Origin of the sequence: Planomonospora parontospora (assembly GCA_014647935.1) — a bacterium.
Taxonomy (GTDB): domain Bacteria; phylum Actinomycetota; class Actinomycetes; order Streptosporangiales; family Streptosporangiaceae; genus Planomonospora; species Planomonospora parontospora.
Genome location: BMQD01000012.1, coordinates 169,574 through 184,455 on the forward strand (window position 1 = coordinate 169,574; position 14,882 = coordinate 184,455).

A 14,882-nucleotide genomic window follows, 5' to 3' on the forward strand; every position below is an offset into this window, starting at 1 on the left:
GCGGACGGGTTTCGCGGAGGCGTGGCGTGGCAGACCACCTGGGTGAGCGGCGCAGCGGACGGCGTATGGGATCTGGTGGTCGTCGGGGCGGGCCCCGCGGGCTCCGCGGCGGCGCTGCGGGCCAGGCAGCTGCGCCCCGAGGCGCGGGTGCTGCTGCTGGACCGCGAGGACTTCCCCCGCGACAAGGCCTGCGGTGACGGCATCGCCGCCCACGGCCGCGACGAGCTCGCCCGGCTCGGCCTGCCCGGCCTCATCGACGACCACCGGCCGACGCGGCGCCTGGAGGTGGTCTCCCCGGGCGGCGAGCGCGTCCACGCGACCGTCGCCCGGCCCAACCACGTCGTGCCCCGCCGCGTCTTCGACGCCCGCCTGGTGGAGGCGGCCCGGGCCCGCGGCGTCGAGGTGCGCCGCCACCGGGTGCGGGCGCTGGCCGAGCGCGGCCCGCACGTGCTCGTCGACGGGGTCTTCGCCGCCCGCGCCGTCGTCGCCGCCGACGGGGCCAACTCGACCGTGCGGCGTCTCCTCGGCCTGCCGGCCACCCCCGAGCGGCACACCGCGATCGCGGTGCGCGGTTACGCCGAGGTGCCGGCCGGCGACGACGTCCAGCTCATCGCCATGCAGCGGGAGGGCTGGCCGGCCTACGCCTGGTCGTTCCCGGTCGGCGACGGCAGCGCCAACGTCGGCTTCGGGATGCTCCTGCCCCGGTTGCAGGCCTGCGACCTGCCCGGCCGCCGGGTCCTGCACGGCCGGCTCGCCGAGCTGCTGCCCCACCTGCCCGCCCGGGACCTGCGGGCCCACCGCCTGCCGCTGTCGTGCGGGCGGCCCCGGCCCGGTGCGGGCCGGGTGATGCTCGCCGGCGACGCCGCCAGCCTCATCAACCCGCTGACCGGCGAGGGCATCTACTACGCGCTGCTCTCGGGCCGCCTGGCCGGGGAGGCGGCGGTGCGGGCGGCCGGCGATCCGCTGCCCGCCTACCGGCGTGCGCTGCGCGGGGCGCTGGGGCGTCATCTGCGCACCACCGACGTGCTGGCCCGGGCCGCCCGCTCGCCCGGTTTCATCGACGCGGCGATCGCCGTCGCCTCCCGGCGCCGGGAGGTGTTCGACCTGCTGGTGGAGGTGGGCCTGGGGGCGGGGACCGTGCCGCCGCGGCTGGCGGGTGCGGTGGCCGGCCGCTGGCTGCTGGACGGGCTGCGGCTGCGCGGCCGGTGAGCGCGGGCGGGCCTGCCCGGAGCCGACCGGCGGGCGGGCCGGTCGAGCGGGTGCGGCTCACCGCGGCGTGCAGGCATACGGGCATGCGGAGAAGGAGACGAGAGCGCTATACTCGATCGCCTTCATTTTACAAGTAGCCCATCAGGCAGGAGTCTACCAAAGAGATGGGATCCCGTCAACCCGACCCCGCCCTCGCCGAAGCCCTGCTGACCGAGCAGACCCGCCTCACCGCCCTCTACGACCGCCTGGACGCCGTCCGCGAGCGGACCCGCGCCGCCCTCGCCGCCGCCCACGCCGGCGGTACGGCCGGCGGCACCCACCAGGCCCGCCTCGAACGCGACGTCTCCGCCGCCGAGCACGCCCGCCGCCTGGCGCAGCTGTCGGCCGTGGAGCACGGCCTGTGCTTCGGCCGCACCGACGACGCCGAGGGCCGGACCCTCTACATCGGCCGGACCGGGCTGCGCGGCGCCGACGGCGAGATCGTCCTGACCGACTGGCGCGCCCCGGCCGCCCGTCCCTTCTACACCGCCACGCCCGCCGACCCAGGCCCGCTGGTGCGCCGCCGCCACCTGCACACCCGCGAGCGCACCGTGGTCGGTCTCGACGACGAGGTCTTCGACCTGGACCGCCTCGCCGAACCCGACCGGCGCACCCTCGTCGGCGAGGCCGCGCTCATGGCGGCGCTGCGGCGCGGCCGTACCGGCAGGATGAGCCAGGTAGTGGCGACCATCCAGGCCGAGCAGGACCGGGTGATCCGCTCCGGCCTGGCCGGAGCGCTGGTCGTCGAGGGCGGCCCGGGCACCGGCAAGACCGTCGCCGCGCTGCACCGCGCCGCCTACCTGCTCTACACCCACCGCGAGGTGCTGTCGCGGCGCGGCATCCTCGTCATCGGCCCCACCGCCTTGTTCTCCCGCTACATCGGCCAGGTGCTGCCCTCCCTCGGCGAGACCGACGTGGTGGTGGCGACCGTGGGCGAGCTGCACTCCGGCGTGCGGGCCGGCGCCGACGACCCGCCCGCCGCCGCCGTCGTCAAGGGCGACCTGCGCATGGCCGCTGTCGTCGCCGCCGCGGTGCGCGACCGCCAGCGCCTGCCCGACGGTGACCTGGAGGTCTCCTTCCCGGTACGGACCTCCCTGCGCGGCGGCGTCGAGGTCGTGGTCGAGGAGATGACTCTCCGCGCCTCCCGCGCCGTCTGCGCGGCCGCCCGCGACCGGGCCCGGCGCTCGGGCCGCCCGCACAACGTCGCCCGCCGGCTGTTCGTCCTGGACGTGCTGCGGGCCCTGGCCGCCGACGAGGCCGCCCGGCTGGACGCCCCCGCCGACGCCGAGGACCTGGCCTACGCCCGCAAGGCGCTGTGGAGCCGCCCCCAGGTGCGCGAAGCACTGGACGCCCTGTGGCCTCTGCTGACCCCCGAGCGGCTGATCGGCGACCTGCTGTCCGACCCGCAGGCGCTGGACCGGGCCGCGCCGCGGCTGACGGCCGCCCAACGCGGCGCCCTGCTGCGCCCGTCCGGCTCGCCGTGGACGACCGGCGACATCCCGCTGCTGGACGAGGCCGCCGAACTGCTGGGCGTCGACGACTCGGTGAGCCCGGCCGCCGAGCGGGCCGCCGCCGACGTGCGGCGCAAGGAGGAGGCCTACGCCCGCGGCGTGCTGGAGTTCACCGGCCTGGCCGAGGACGAGATGATGGAGGCCGCCGCGCTGGCCGAGCGCCACCGCCCGGCCGGACCGCACGTCACCACCGCCGAGCGGGCCGCCGCCGACCGCACGTGGGTCTACGGGCACGTCATCGTGGACGAGGCCCAGGAGCTGTCGGCGATGGCCTGGCGGACCGTGATGCGCCGCATCCCGGCCCGCTCCCTGACGGTCGTCGGCGACCTGGCGCAGACCGGCTCGGCCGCCGGGGCCCGCTCCTGGGGCGAGGTCCTCGACCCCTACGTCGCGGGCCGGTGGCGGGTGGAACGGCTGCAGGTCAACTACCGCACCCCGGTGGAGATCATGGAGGTCGCCGCCGACGTCCTGGCGGCGGTCGCGCCGGACCGGCGGCCGCCGGAGTCGGTGCGCGAGGGCGGCGACCGGCCGCGCGCGGTGCGCGCCTCCGTCGGGCGGCTGCCGGTCCTGGTCGAGCAGGAGCTGGAGGCGGTCGGCGAGGGCCGGCTGGCGGTCATCGTGCCCGCCGCCCGGCGCGCCGAGGTCTCCACCGTCCTGGCGGCGGGCCCTTCGGAGCCGGCCGCGCTGGACCGCCCCGTCGCGGTGCTGACGCCCGCCTCCGCCAAGGGGCTGGAGTTCGACGCGGTGATCGTGGTCGAGCCCGCCCAGATCCTGGCCGGCTCCCCCAGGGGCGGCCAGGACCTGTACGTCGCCGTCACCCGCGCCACCCGCCGGCTGACCGTGGTCTTCGCCGGCGACCTCCCGCCGATGCTGTCGCGGCTGGCCCGGCACTAACGTGGGCGGTCAGTGACCCCAGTCGTCTCACAAGAGGAGCCCCGTCGATGTCACCGGTGCTGGAGGGTACGGCTCGCGCGCTGCTGCGCAGGATCGCGGCCGAGCAGTCCGAGTCGAGACTGCCGTCGCTGGCGGCGGCCGTGGTGCGCGACGGGGAGATCGCCTGGTTCGGCGCGCGCGGCCGCGTCGAGGGGACCGGCGGAGGCGGCGGCGCGCAGGAGCCCGCCGGTCCCGCCGTACCCACCGTGGACACCCAGTACCGCATCGGGTCGATCACCAAGAGCATGGTCGCCGTCGTGGTGATGCGGCTGCGCGACGAGGGCCGCCTGGACCTGACGGACCCGATCGGCAAGCACCTGCCCGGCACTCCCGCAGACGAGGTGACCGTCGCCCAGCTGCTGTCGCACACCTCCGGCCTGACCGCCGAACCGCCCGGCCAGTGGTGGGAGCGCACCCCGGGCCTGCCGTTCACCGAGCTGCTGGCCCTGCTCGGCCCGGAGGCGGCCCGGCACCGGCCCGGCCGCCGCTACCACTACTCCAACCTCGGCTTCGGCCTGCTGGGCGAGCTGGTCGCCCGCCACCGCGGCACCGACTGGGCCACCGCCGTAGGCGAGGAGGTCCTCCGGCCGCTCGGCATGCGCGACACCACGACACGGCCCCGCGCGCCGCACGCGCGCGGCTACGCCGTCCACCCGTGGGCCGACGTGCTGCTGCCCGAGCCCGAGCACGACGCCGGCGCCATGGCCCCGGCGGGGCAGATCTGGTCCACCCCCGCCGACCTGGCCCGCTGGGCGGCGTTCGTGGCCGGCGACACCGGCGGCGTGCTGGCCGCCTCGACGCTGGCGGAGATGCGCGAACCGGCGACCGTCGACGACGGCGACGCCTGGACCGGCGGCTACGGCCTGGGCCTGCAACTGGCCAGGGCGGGCGGGCGCCGCCTGGCCGGGCACACCGGTTCCATGCCGGGCTTCCTGGCCACCGTCTGGGCCGACCCGGCCGACCGGACCGGCGTGCTGTTCTGCGCCAACTCCACCTCCGGGGCGAGCCGCACCCTGCTGACCGACCTGCTGGCGATCCTGGACGCCTGCGAGCCGCGGCTGCCCGCCGAGTGGGCGCCCGCCGAGGTCGACCCGGCCCTGCTGGAGCTGGCCGGCCCCTGGTACTGGGGGCCGGCCCCCTACGCGCTGCGGCTGCTGGGCCGCCGCGACCTGTCGCTGACGCCGCTCGGCGGCACCGGCCGCGCCTCCCGCTTCACCGCGCAGGCCGACGGCACCTGGCTCGGCCTGGACGGCTACTACGCCGGCGAGACGCTGCGCCCGGTCCGCCGGGGAGACGGCTCGGTCCGCCACCTGGACCTGGCGACGTTCGTGTTCACCCGCACCCCCTACGACCCGGAGGGCGGCGTGCCCGGCGGCGTGGACGACGGCGGCTGGCGCAGCTGAGCGACGAGCGCGGCCACTGTGTCGCCGGCGTCCCCGCCGTTCCCGGCACCGTCCCCGGCGTCTCGGCCGGCGGCGGGGAGCGCGCCGTGCAGCACCTCCACCCGGTGCACCACGCGCGGCGCGCTCAGCGGGACCGCGGCCGTCCCCCCGGCCGCCGGGCGAGCCGCCGCCGAGACGGGCAGCAGGGTCAGGCCGTGCCCGGCGGCGACCAGGTTCAGCACCGTGTGCAGGTCGTGGCCGTCGTAGCGGCAGGCCACCCGGAAACCGCCGGAGCCGGGCGGCTCACCCGCCAGCTCGCGCAGCCGCTCCACCGCGACCGCGGCCGGCGCCTGCAGCCACAGCGCACCCGCCAGGTCGTCCAGCGCCAGGCCGCCGCGCCCCTGCAGCGGATGACCGGACGGCAGGACCACCGCCAAAGGCTCGGACGCCACGCCGACGGCGGTCAGCGGCCCGACGTCGGGCAGGCGCAGCGGATCGCTGGGCGCGGCGATCCCGTCGACGAGCCCCAGGTCCGCCGCACCCGAGGCGACCTGCTCGGCGACCCGGCGGCGGCCGGCGGTGCGCACCGTCACCTCCAGCCGGGGCCCGCGCAGGGCCCGGGCGAGCACGGGCGGGCAGGCCAGCGCCGAGGCGGCCACCACGACCGTCCGCGGCGGCCCGTCCGCGGCGCGCAGCACGTCGGCGCGGGCGGCCCGGTGACGCAGCAGCAGCGGGCCGGCGTGCTCCAGCAGGCGCCGCCCGGCCGGGGTGGGCGCCACCGGCCGCCGCAGCAGCAGCACCACTCCCAGATCGGCCTCCAGCGCGGCGATCTGCTGCGAGACCGCCGACTGGGTGTAGCCGAGCCGCTCGGCCGCGGCGGAGAAGGAGCGCAGGTCGGCGACGGCGACGAAGGTGCGCAGCAGGTGGGGGTCCACAGCTCATCAGTATCCCTTATCGGATCAGCAGGGATCATCGTTGGCGCTTAAGACGGGAGGCCGGTCAGGATGGGCGCATGACCACCGCGACCGTCGCCCTGGTCGGCGACCGCTCCCCCCACGTCCAGGCCCACGCCCGCATCCCCGCCCTGCTGTCGGCGCTGCGCGGGCGCGACGGGCTGACCCTGGACGCCTACTGGATCCCCACCACCGACACCGGCGGCCTGGAGCGCTTCGACGCGATCTGGATGCTGCCGGGCAGCCCGTACCGGAGCGAGGCCGGGGCGCTGCAGGCCGCCCGCACCGCCCGCGAGCACGCCGTACCGTTCCTGGGCACCTGCGGCGGCTTCCAGCACGCCCTCCTGGAGTACGCCCGCAACGTCCTGGGCCTGGCCGTCTCGCACGCCGAGAACGACCCCTCCGCCGCCGCCGAGCCGCTGCTGGTGCCCCTGGAGTGCTCCCTGGCCGGTCACGAGGACGCGGTACGGCTGGCGCCCGGCTCCCTGGCCGAGCAGATCATCGGCGCCGAGCAGACCGTGGAGCGCTACTCCTGCCACTACGGGCCCGACGCCCGCTACCTGCCGGCCCTGACCGGCGGCGGGCTGCGCTTCTCCGGCCGCGACGGGGCGGGGGCGCCGCGGATCCTGGAACTGCCCGGCCACCCGTTCTTCCTGGCCACGCTCTTCCAGCCCGAACTGGCCGGCGACGGCACCCGCCCGCACCCGGTCATCACCGCCTTCGCCGCGGCCGCCGTCGCCCGCGCCGCCTCCCGGACCGGCCATACCGCGGCGGTGCCCGCGCACCTGCCCGCCGGGTGAGCCGCCCCGGCTCCGTTCACCACCCGTCCGGAGCCGGTGCGGACCGCACGGGCACTACTCGATCGCGTCGACGAACCGGCGGGCGTCGGCCTCGGCCATCCCGGTCTCGCCCCGGACCAGGAAGAGCGCCTGCTCGGCGCGCCCGGCGGCCTTGAGCTCGCGCACCCGGCCGGCCAGGTCCGCACCGCCTCGCCGCGCGATCCCCTGCGCATCCCCGGGCGGCAGGGGCGCCCGGCCCGCGGCCACGTCGTCGGCGTAGCGCTTGGCGTCGGCCAGGCCGAGGCCGGTCTGCTCCCGGATCAGCTTGATCGCTTGGATCGCTCTGCCCTGCGCGGTCAGGTCCCGGACCCGGTGGTGCAGTTCGGCGGGGCCCAGGCGGGGCGCGGGGACCGGGGGCCGGGCACTGCGCCGCATGAGGGCGATCGCTGCGATGGCGAGCAGCGCGAGGAACGATCCGATGATGAGGAGCTCCACCGGTCCCAGGTTCGGCATGGACCGATCATATTGCCGCTTGCGTGTCCTGTCTCGCCCGGGTTCGCCCGGCGGGCCCGTACCCGCCCGGGGATCCACCGCGCCGCGTCTGCGGCGGCGTCGGCCGGGAAGGCGATCCGGCGGCCGGAGGCCGGTGCCGGCCGGTAGCATCCGGGAAGATCGAGAAAGGGCGTCCCCGAAACCATGCGGCCTGCGGAGCTGAACCGTCTCACCGTGCAGGAGTCGGCCGATCGCTATGTGGAGCTGATCCGGGCCAAGACCTCGACCGGTGCCCTGTCCCCGGCCACCGCGGAGGTCTACGCCCGGGACGTGGCCACCTTCGTGCGGCTGGCCGGCGCCGGCCGGGTGCTGGACGACCTGACCGGTGAGGACGTCGACGCGGTCCTGCTGGCGTTCGCCCGCAAGCCCGACGAGCGGCGCACCCGGCCGGACGGGGCCGCCCTCCCGGCCCCCGGGCGGGCCGTGCAGTCGGCGTCGTCGCAGGCGCGGTTCCGGCGGTCGGTCTCGGCGCTGTTCAAGCACGCGGCACTGGCCGGCTGGGTGCAGATCAACCCGATGGCGGCGGCGACGGTGACCTCCAGGGAGCGCGGAGGTCTGCGCCCGGAGCGGCGGGCGCTCACCCGGGAGCAGGCGCAGGGGCTGATCGGCGCGGCCCGGCGGCTGGGCGGCGGCGCGGACGCGGGCCCCGATCCCGATCCCGGCGCCGGAGCGGGCCCGGATGCCGGCCGGGAGCGGCGCAGACGCCGCGACCAGCGCACCGAGCTGCGGGACGCGCTGATCGTGCTGCTGCTGACGACGCTGGGCCCGCGGGTGTCGGAGCTGGTCCGCGCCAACGCCGAGGACTTCTACACCAACGACGGGGTGCGCTACTGGCGGATCTTCGGCAAGGGCGGCAGGACCCGGGACGTGCCGCTGCCCGCCGACGTGGCGCGGGTCCTGGACGCCTACCTGGAGGGGGACCGGGCCGGCTCGCCGGACAAGGCGCTGCTGCTGTCGTGGCGGGGGCGCCGGCTGGCGCGAGGCGACGTGCAGGCGGTGATCGACCGGGTGCAGCGGCGGGTGGAGGCCGACCGGCGGCGCTCGGTGACGCCGCACGGCCTGCGGCACACCACGGCCACGCACCTGCTGGCCGACGCGGTGGACATGGACGCGGTGCGGCGGGTGCTGGGCCACAGCGACCTGGCGACGCTGGGCCGCTACCGCGACGAGCTGCCCGGCGAGCTGGAGGTGGCCATGCGCGCCCACCCCCTGCTGCGCGGGCCCGCCCAGCGCCCCGACGGCGCCTGACCCGCGGACCCGCGGGGGGAGGCCCGGACGGCCGGAGTCCTCGGCCGGGCCTCCCCCCGCGCCTGGCGGCCACCGCCTTCCCCATCCAGTGCGCCAACGGCGGCCGGGTCCCCGGTCTCGGCGGCACGTTCCAGGGTGCGCAGGTCGTGCCCGCCGACGGCAACGGCTCGGGCGGCACGGCCGCCGGTCCGGTCCGGCGGTCTCCTAGGCGGCGCGTTCGGCGGCGCTCACCTCGGCCAGGACGTCCAGGGAGACGCCGAGCGCCTGGGCCAGGGCGGCGACGGTGAAGAAGGCCGGGGTGGGGACCCGGCCGGTCTCGATCTTGCGGAGGGTCTCGGCGGACAGCCCGGCGGCGGCGGCCACCTCGGCCATGCTCCGGTCGCCGCGCGCCTGGCGCAGGATCGTGCCCAGCCGGTGACCGCGTTCGCGGTCCAGTTCGCTCAGTGGAGGTCGCACCATGCACGCGATCCTAGCAACCGTGATAACAATACCGGTATAAGTATTGGATTCACGGGAGAGTGGAACATGGTGGAGATCAAGACACCGGCGGAGATAGAGGCCATGGCCGAAGCCGGCCGGATCGTGGCGGCGGCCCTGGCCGCCGTCGGCGCACACGCAGTCCCCGGGGTGAGCCTGCTGGAACTCGACGAGATCGCCCGCACGGTGCTCGCCGACTCGGGCGCCACCTCGCCGTTCCTCGGCTACCGGCCGGCCTTCGCACCCACCCCGTTCCCCGCGGTGATCTGCACATCCGTCAACGACGCCATCGTGCACGGCATCCCCGGCCGCTACCGGCTGCGCGACGGCGACCTGCTCAGCGTCGACTGCGGCGCCCTGCTGGACGGCTGGGCCGGCGACGCGGCCGTCAGTCTCACCGTCGGCCGCCCCCGCCCCGACGACCTGGCGCTCATCGCAGCCACGCAGGCCGCACTGGAGGCCGCCATCGCCTTGTGCGTGCCCGGCGGCCGGATCGGCGACCTCGGCCACGCCATCGCCCGGACCGGCCGGGCCGCAGGCTACGGCATCCCCGACGACTTCGGCGGGCACGGCATCGGCCGCACCATGCACGAGGACCCGCATGTGGCCAACCGGGGCCGCCCCGGACGCGGCCTGACGCTCCGGCCCGGCCTGGTGCTGGCCATCGAGCCGATGTTCACCGCCGGCGGCGCCGACGGCTACGTGACCGCCCCCGACGGCTGGACCCTGTCCAGCGCCGACGGCAGCCGCGCCGCCCACGTCGAGCACACGGTCGCCGTCACCGACGACGGACCGCGCGTCCTGACCCGGCCGTGACGCACGGCGCCCGCCGGGGCCGGAACGCACCCGGCCCCGGCGGACCCCGAACCTCCTCCCCGCCCGGCCCCGCTCCGCCCCGGTCATCCCGGATCCTCCAGCCGGACCATCAGATGGGTGACCAGCCGCTCCGGCACGGTGACGGCCGGGTCGGACAGGTAGACCTCGCGGACGGGGCCGCGCACCGGATGCCCCCGCTCGGCGCACCACGCCAGCAGCGAGTGGTAGGCCGGCGCCGACTGGTCGTAGGGCCCGACGTGGACGACACGGGCGAAGGCCCCGCCGGGCAGCAGGTCCGACTCCGTCCCGGGCGGCGGGCGGCGGCCGCCCCCGGGGCCGCCGGCCTCCAGCGGCGCGGCCACGGCCACCGGCAGGGGACCCTCCAGCTCCACCGGGAACAACCCGACCAGCCCCGCCGGCTCCCCGCCGTCCCCGGCCGGGCCGCCGGGATCCGGAGCGGGGACGCCCAGCCGGGCCACGCACGCCGCGAAGGCCCGGCCGATGTCCTCAGGCGAGGCGGCCACCTCCCGGGCCAGCGCGACCCTGCGGGGGGGCTCGGCCACCACCTCGACCGGCAGCGCGGGCAGACCCGCGCCCAGCACCCGCTCCAGCGTCGCCAGGGTACGGCGCCGCCGCGCCAGCTCCGCCTCCAGGCCGTCACGGACCCGGCCCAGCGCCCGGTGGGGGTCGGTACCCGACAGCACCTCCCCGATGGCGGCCAGCGGCACGTCCAGCGAGCGCAGCAACCCGATCGACAGCGCCTCGCGCGCCTGCCCGGCCCGGTAGTAGCGGTAACCCGTACCCGGATCCACCCACGCCGGCGGCAGCAGGCCCAGCTCGGCGTAGTGACGCAACTGCTTGACGCTGAGGCGGCACAACCGGGCGAACCGCCCGATCGGCAGCAGAGCCTCTTCCAGATCCTCGTTCACGTCCCCAGCATGGGCCCTCCCCCGCGGGGACGATCCCATCACCTCGACCGGTCCCCCTGCGGGACCCGTCCGCAGACACCGGCCCGAAAGGAGGGAAAGGGGGAAGCGATCCGCCCGGCCGGGCGGATCCGCCCGCACCACCGGGAACGACGGCACGCACGCCGCACCGCCACGACACCCTACCCGCCGGACCCGCCGCCCTCCCGGCCGGGAGCACGACCCCGGCCCCCTAGGCTGAAGACCGTCCCCGGTCCCGTTCGAAGGAAGGCGCCCCCGCCGTGTCCAGCATCCCCGCCGCGCCCGCAGCGCTGCGCCTGTTCCGCTACGTCGCGATCGCCGAGGCGTGCTCCTGGGCGGGCCTGCTCGCCGGCATGTACTTCAAGTACATCGCCGCCACCGGCGACCTCGGCGTGAAGATCTTCGGTCCGGTCCACGGCGCCCTGTTCGTGCTGTACGTCCTCGGAGCGCTCGCCGCCGGCCGTACGGCCCGCTGGAGCACCGGCACGATCGCCCTCGGCCTGGCGTGCGCGATACCGCCGTTCACCTCCCTGTGGTTCGAACGGCGCATGTCCGCCCGCCTCGCCACCACCGGGCCGGCCACCGCGGCCTGAAAGCCCCTCCCTACCGGCCCCTGCCCCCAGGACGCCCGTCAAAGACCCAGCACGGCCCGCGTGACGGCGCGGCACCGCTCCGGGCACGTCAGCACGTCGGCGGAGCCGGCGAACTGGTCCACCGACCCGGCCGGCGGCAGCGCCGCCACCACCGGGTCGGTGACCGCCGCCGCCAGCGCGTCGGCGAACCGCCCGGCACCGATCACCTGGAAGGGCCGGCCGGACAGACCCCGCACCGGCGCCTCCAGCGGCCCGGCCAGCCCCACCCGGTTGTACAGCGCCGCCACCCGCTCGTACGCGCGGCCCAGATGCCGCTCCCGCTCCCGCCACTCCCGCGCCGCCACCGCCCGCGACAACGCGTCACCGAGCTCGGCCGCCCCCGAAAGGCGGGCGAACCCGCTGCCCAGCCATTTCGAGTACGGCGGATAGCGGCGGCGCATCAGCAGCGCCAGCCGCATCACCTCGCGCGCCAGCCCGGCGGTCAGCACCGCCGAACCCAGATCGTCCCCCACCTCCCCGCACCGGCCCGGAAACGACTCCTCCTGCGCCAGGCGCCGCCACTGCACCGCCAGCACATACCGCCACAGATCAGCCGGATACCAGCGCAACGCGGCCCGCGCCGGCTCCAGCACGCCCAGCCCGTCGTGGAAGACCTCCCCGCTGGTGACCTCCGCCAGCCGCTGCCACGGCGCCGACAACCAGTCCAGGACGCCCACCCCCCGGCCCGGATCGAACCCGAGCCGCCCGGCGAACCACTCACCCGGATCGGCGACCACGACACCGCTACCGCCCCCGGACACCGTCGGATACCCGCCGAAGACCTCGGGCAGGCCCCGCCCGACCGCCTCCCCCACCTCCTGGGCGAGCCCGGCGGCCGTGAACAGCACCACCCGCGGCCCCCAGCCGCGGCCGGCCGAGCGCTCGGTGTCGAACGCCAGCACCTCCGAACCCGCGCCGATCAGCGCGGCACTGTGCGGCACCCCCGCGACCAGGGGCCGCACCACCTCCGTGTAGAAGTCACGCGACAGCTGCAAACCAGGCACGAAACTGGACATCATTCCGTCCACTCTGCCCCGGCCCGCCCTCCCCGCGCACCCGGTTTTCCCCTCGCACGGAGGCGGCCCGGAGCAGCCCGCCCCCAGGCCATCCCCGGCCGAGGAGAACCCGTCAACCCCCGCAGCGCGCGGGCAGCTCCGCCGCGGCGACCGGCCGGATCCGCATGCCCAACCGCTCGTAGACGCGGATCGCGCCCCGGTTGGCGGTGTCGACCATCAGCGCCACCCTGCCGTGCTCGGCGGCCAGCTCACCGAAGACGAACCGGCACACCGCCTCGCCCAGCCCCCTGCCCCGCCAGGCCGGCGCCGTACCCACCCCCGCCACGAAACCCACCTGCGGCGCCGACCACGCGTCGGCGGCCACCGCCACCGGCTCCCCGCCGGGACCCCGGATCCCGGCCCACCTGCGGATCCCCGCCACCCCCGGCACCGCCCACGCCGACGGCGACGCCACCGCCAGCAGCGCCGCCACCTCACCGTCGGCCTCCGCCGGCAGCCACGCCGCGCCCGGGCCGTCCAGGCCACCCGCCCCAGCGCCCAGCCGGTCCACGGCCGCGACCGCCGCGACCCGCGCGGCGCCCTCCACCGAGTCCGCGTCCCCGTCCGCCGCGGTGTCCATCCACTCGAACCCCACCGGCGGCCGCGCCCCCGGCAACCGCTCCACCACCCCGGCCACCAGCGACCGCTCGCCCAGCAACCGGTAGGACGGCCCCAGCCCCGGCAGCACCCGCCGCACCAGCTCCGCCACCGCGGCCACCGGACCGCGCACCGTCAACCGGTCACGCCGGTTCAACTGCGGACTGGCCACCGCCACCGCCCCGTCCAGCGCCCACGCCCGCACTCCGCCCCGCAGCCCCTGAGCGGCCCACACCACCATGCAGTCGCCCCCGGACGCGGCCACCACGTCCGGGACCGTGAACAACTCCACCACCGGCTACAGGATCGCGCCCGGAACGTAGCCGGCCGCCTGCGGATGCCGGGCGGTTACCTCACCCACCCGCGCCACGACCGCCTCCACCTGCTCGGCCGCCGCCCCCGTGAAGGAGACCCGGTCGGCCAGCAGCGCCTCCAGCGCCGCCGCATCCAGCGGGAACCGCTCATCGGCCGCCAGCCGCGCCAGCAACTCGTTACCGGCCCCCCGCTCCCGCATCGCCAGCGCCGACGCCACCGCGTGCTCCTTGATCAGCTCATGCGCCGTCTCCCGGCCCACCCCGGCCCGCACCGCCGCCATCAGCATCTTCGTCGTCGCCAGGAACGGCAGGTACCGGTCCAGCTCCGCCGCCACCACCGCCGGGAACGCCCCGAACTCGTCCAGCACCGTCAGCATCGTCTCCACCAGCCCGTCGAAGGCGAAGAACGCGTCCGGCAACGCCACCCGGCGCACCACCGAACACGACACATCCCCCTCGTTCCACTGGTCCCCGGCCAGCTCCGCCGCCATCGACGCGTACCCGCGCAGCACCACCGCCAGCCCGTTCACCCGCTCACACGACCGGGTGTTCATCTTGTGCGGCATCGCCGACGACCCGACCTGCCCCTCGGCGAACCCCTCGGTGACCAGCTCGTGCCCGGCCATCAACCGGATCGTCTTGGCCAGCGACGACGGCGCCGCCGCCAGCTGCACCAGCGCCGTCACCACCTCGTGGTCCAGCGACCGCGGATACACCTGCCCCACACTGGTGAACCGGTGGGCGAACCCCAGATGCGCCGCGATCCGCTCCTCCAGCTCCGCCAGCGCACCCCGGTCCCCGCCCAGCAGGTCCAGCATGTCCTGCGCGGTGCCCACCGGACCCTTGATCCCGCGCAGCGGATAGCGGGCGATCAGCTCCTCCAGCCGCGCGAACGCCACCAGCAGCTCGTCGGCCGCCGACGCGAACCGCTTGCCCAGCGTCGTCGACTGCGCCGCCACATTGTGCGAACGGCCCGCCATCACCGTCTGCGAGTGCTCGGCGGCCAGACCCGCCAGCCGCGCCAGCAGCGCCACGCACCGGTCCCGCACCAGCACCAGGCTGTCGCGGATCTGCAGCTGCTCGACGTTCTCCGTCAGATCCCGCGACGTCATGCCCTTGTGCACGTGCTCGTGCCCGGCCAGCGCGTTGAACTCCTCGATACGGGCCTTCACGTCATGGCGGGTGACGCGCTCCCGCTCCGCGATCGACGCCAGGTCGACCCGCTCGACCACCTTCTCGTAGTCGGCCACCACCCCCGCGCCGACCTCCACGCCCAGCTCGGCCTGGGCGGCCAGCACGGCCAGCCACAGGCGGCGCTCGGCCACCACCTTGTACTCGGGAGACCACAGACGGGCCAGCTCCGCCGAGGCGTAGCGGGTGGCCAGGACATTGGGGATACGCGGCTTGGCAGTCACGTTGCCTCAGCTTATCGGCGCCC

General features: G+C 76.5%; 14 protein-coding genes. 7 read left to right on the forward strand and 7 right to left on the reverse strand.

What is annotated here, in order from left to right:
- Positions 1–21 precede the first annotated feature (21 nt).
- From IEZ07_RS20075 to IEZ07_RS20085, 3 genes are all read left to right on the forward strand, one after another.
- Positions 22–1,209, forward strand: a complete 1,188-nt coding sequence (locus IEZ07_RS20075; RefSeq protein ID WP_204054461.1) for an NAD(P)/FAD-dependent oxidoreductase — start codon at positions 22–24, stop codon at positions 1,207–1,209.
- 164 nt (positions 1,210–1,373) lie between these two features.
- On the forward strand, positions 1,374–3,653 hold the full coding sequence (locus IEZ07_RS20080; RefSeq protein ID WP_191896139.1) for a HelD family protein: 2,280 nt from the start codon (positions 1,374–1,376) through the stop codon (positions 3,651–3,653).
- Between the two features lie 47 nt (positions 3,654–3,700).
- On the forward strand, positions 3,701–5,095 hold the full coding sequence (locus IEZ07_RS20085) for a serine hydrolase domain-containing protein (RefSeq protein ID WP_191896140.1): 1,395 nt from the start codon (positions 3,701–3,703) through the stop codon (positions 5,093–5,095).
- On the opposite strand, the gene IEZ07_RS20090 is transcribed toward IEZ07_RS20085, so the two are convergent.
- The gene (locus IEZ07_RS20090; RefSeq protein ID WP_191896141.1) at positions 5,038–6,009 is read right to left on the reverse strand and encodes a LysR family transcriptional regulator; all 972 of its coding nucleotides are present in this window, start codon (positions 6,007–6,009) and stop codon (positions 5,038–5,040) included. The two genes, IEZ07_RS20085 and IEZ07_RS20090, sit on opposite strands and share 58 nt — an antisense overlap.
- A gap of 77 nt (positions 6,010–6,086) precedes the next feature.
- Here IEZ07_RS20090 and IEZ07_RS20095 point away from each other — a divergent pair, with 77 nt between their 5' ends.
- A complete protein-coding gene (locus tag IEZ07_RS20095) occupies positions 6,087–6,827 on the forward strand; it encodes a CTP synthase C-terminal region-related (seleno)protein (protein WP_191896142.1) in 741 nt (246 codons plus the stop codon).
- Between the two features lie 54 nt (positions 6,828–6,881).
- Here the strand turns inward: IEZ07_RS20095 and IEZ07_RS20100 are convergent, their stop codons facing one another.
- Positions 6,882–7,319, reverse strand: coding sequence for a 50S ribosomal protein L7/L12 (locus tag IEZ07_RS20100; RefSeq protein ID WP_191896143.1), 438 nt, complete (start codon positions 7,317–7,319; stop codon positions 6,882–6,884).
- A 183-nt stretch (positions 7,320–7,502) separates the two neighbouring features.
- Between IEZ07_RS20100 and IEZ07_RS20105 the strand changes: the two genes are divergently transcribed.
- Positions 7,503–8,606 carry a tyrosine-type recombinase/integrase gene (locus IEZ07_RS20105; RefSeq protein WP_191896144.1) on the forward strand — a complete coding sequence of 368 codons (1,104 nt, stop codon included), beginning with the start codon at positions 7,503–7,505 and terminating at the stop codon, positions 8,604–8,606.
- A gap of 204 nt (positions 8,607–8,810) precedes the next feature.
- On the opposite strand, the gene IEZ07_RS20110 is transcribed toward IEZ07_RS20105, so the two are convergent.
- Positions 8,811–9,065: a helix-turn-helix domain-containing protein gene (locus IEZ07_RS20110; RefSeq protein ID WP_068904120.1), complete on the reverse strand. Its 255-nt coding sequence runs from the start codon at positions 9,063–9,065 to the stop codon at positions 8,811–8,813.
- Positions 9,066–9,131: 66 nt separating this feature from the next.
- Between IEZ07_RS20110 and map the strand changes: the two genes are divergently transcribed.
- Positions 9,132–9,899, forward strand: a complete 768-nt coding sequence (map, locus tag IEZ07_RS20115) for a type I methionyl aminopeptidase (protein ID WP_191896145.1) — start codon at positions 9,132–9,134, stop codon at positions 9,897–9,899.
- A gap of 83 nt (positions 9,900–9,982) precedes the next feature.
- Here map and IEZ07_RS20120 read toward each other — a convergent pair whose 3' ends face one another.
- A complete protein-coding gene (locus IEZ07_RS20120) occupies positions 9,983–10,828 on the reverse strand; it encodes a MerR family transcriptional regulator (protein ID WP_239320257.1) in 846 nt (281 codons plus the stop codon).
- Between the two features lie 278 nt (positions 10,829–11,106).
- Between IEZ07_RS20120 and IEZ07_RS20125 the strand changes: the two genes are divergently transcribed.
- Complete coding sequence (locus tag IEZ07_RS20125) at positions 11,107–11,439, forward strand: DUF3817 domain-containing protein (RefSeq protein WP_239320255.1); 333 nt, start codon at positions 11,107–11,109, stop codon at positions 11,437–11,439.
- Positions 11,440–11,477: 38 nt separating this feature from the next.
- On the opposite strand, the gene IEZ07_RS20130 is transcribed toward IEZ07_RS20125, so the two are convergent.
- The 3 genes from IEZ07_RS20130 to purB form a co-directional block, all read right to left on the reverse strand.
- Positions 11,478–12,482: a DUF4037 domain-containing protein gene (locus IEZ07_RS20130; protein WP_239320252.1), complete on the reverse strand. Its 1,005-nt coding sequence runs from the start codon at positions 12,480–12,482 to the stop codon at positions 11,478–11,480.
- 124 nt (positions 12,483–12,606) lie between these two features.
- Positions 12,607–13,425, reverse strand: a complete 819-nt coding sequence (locus IEZ07_RS20135) for a GNAT family N-acetyltransferase (protein ID WP_191896148.1) — start codon at positions 13,423–13,425, stop codon at positions 12,607–12,609.
- Between the two features lie 3 nt (positions 13,426–13,428).
- On the reverse strand, positions 13,429–14,859 hold the full coding sequence (gene purB, locus IEZ07_RS20140) for an adenylosuccinate lyase (protein ID WP_191896149.1): 1,431 nt from the start codon (positions 14,857–14,859) through the stop codon (positions 13,429–13,431).
- Positions 14,860–14,882 lie beyond the last annotated feature (23 nt).

What these genes read in the sequence shown, in the direction of transcription:
- map (WP_191896145.1), top strand. Translation starts at nt 9,132, where the DNA reads ATGGTGGAGATCAAGACACCGGCGGAGATAGAGGCCATGGCCGAAGCC.
- IEZ07_RS20105 (WP_191896144.1), top strand. Translation starts at nt 7,503, where the DNA reads ATGCGGCCTGCGGAGCTGAACCGTCTCACCGTGCAGGAGTCGGCCGAT.
- IEZ07_RS20095 (WP_191896142.1), top strand. Translation starts at nt 6,087, where the DNA reads ATGACCACCGCGACCGTCGCCCTGGTCGGCGACCGCTCCCCCCACGTC.
- IEZ07_RS20080 (WP_191896139.1), top strand. Translation starts at nt 1,374, where the DNA reads ATGGGATCCCGTCAACCCGACCCCGCCCTCGCCGAAGCCCTGCTGACC.
- IEZ07_RS20110 (WP_068904120.1), bottom strand. Translation starts at nt 9,065, where the DNA reads ATGGTGCGACCTCCACTGAGCGAACTGGACCGCGAACGCGGTCACCGG.
- IEZ07_RS20100 (WP_191896143.1), bottom strand. Translation starts at nt 7,319, where the DNA reads ATGCCGAACCTGGGACCGGTGGAGCTCCTCATCATCGGATCGTTCCTC.
- IEZ07_RS20085 (WP_191896140.1), top strand. Translation starts at nt 3,701, where the DNA reads ATGTCACCGGTGCTGGAGGGTACGGCTCGCGCGCTGCTGCGCAGGATC.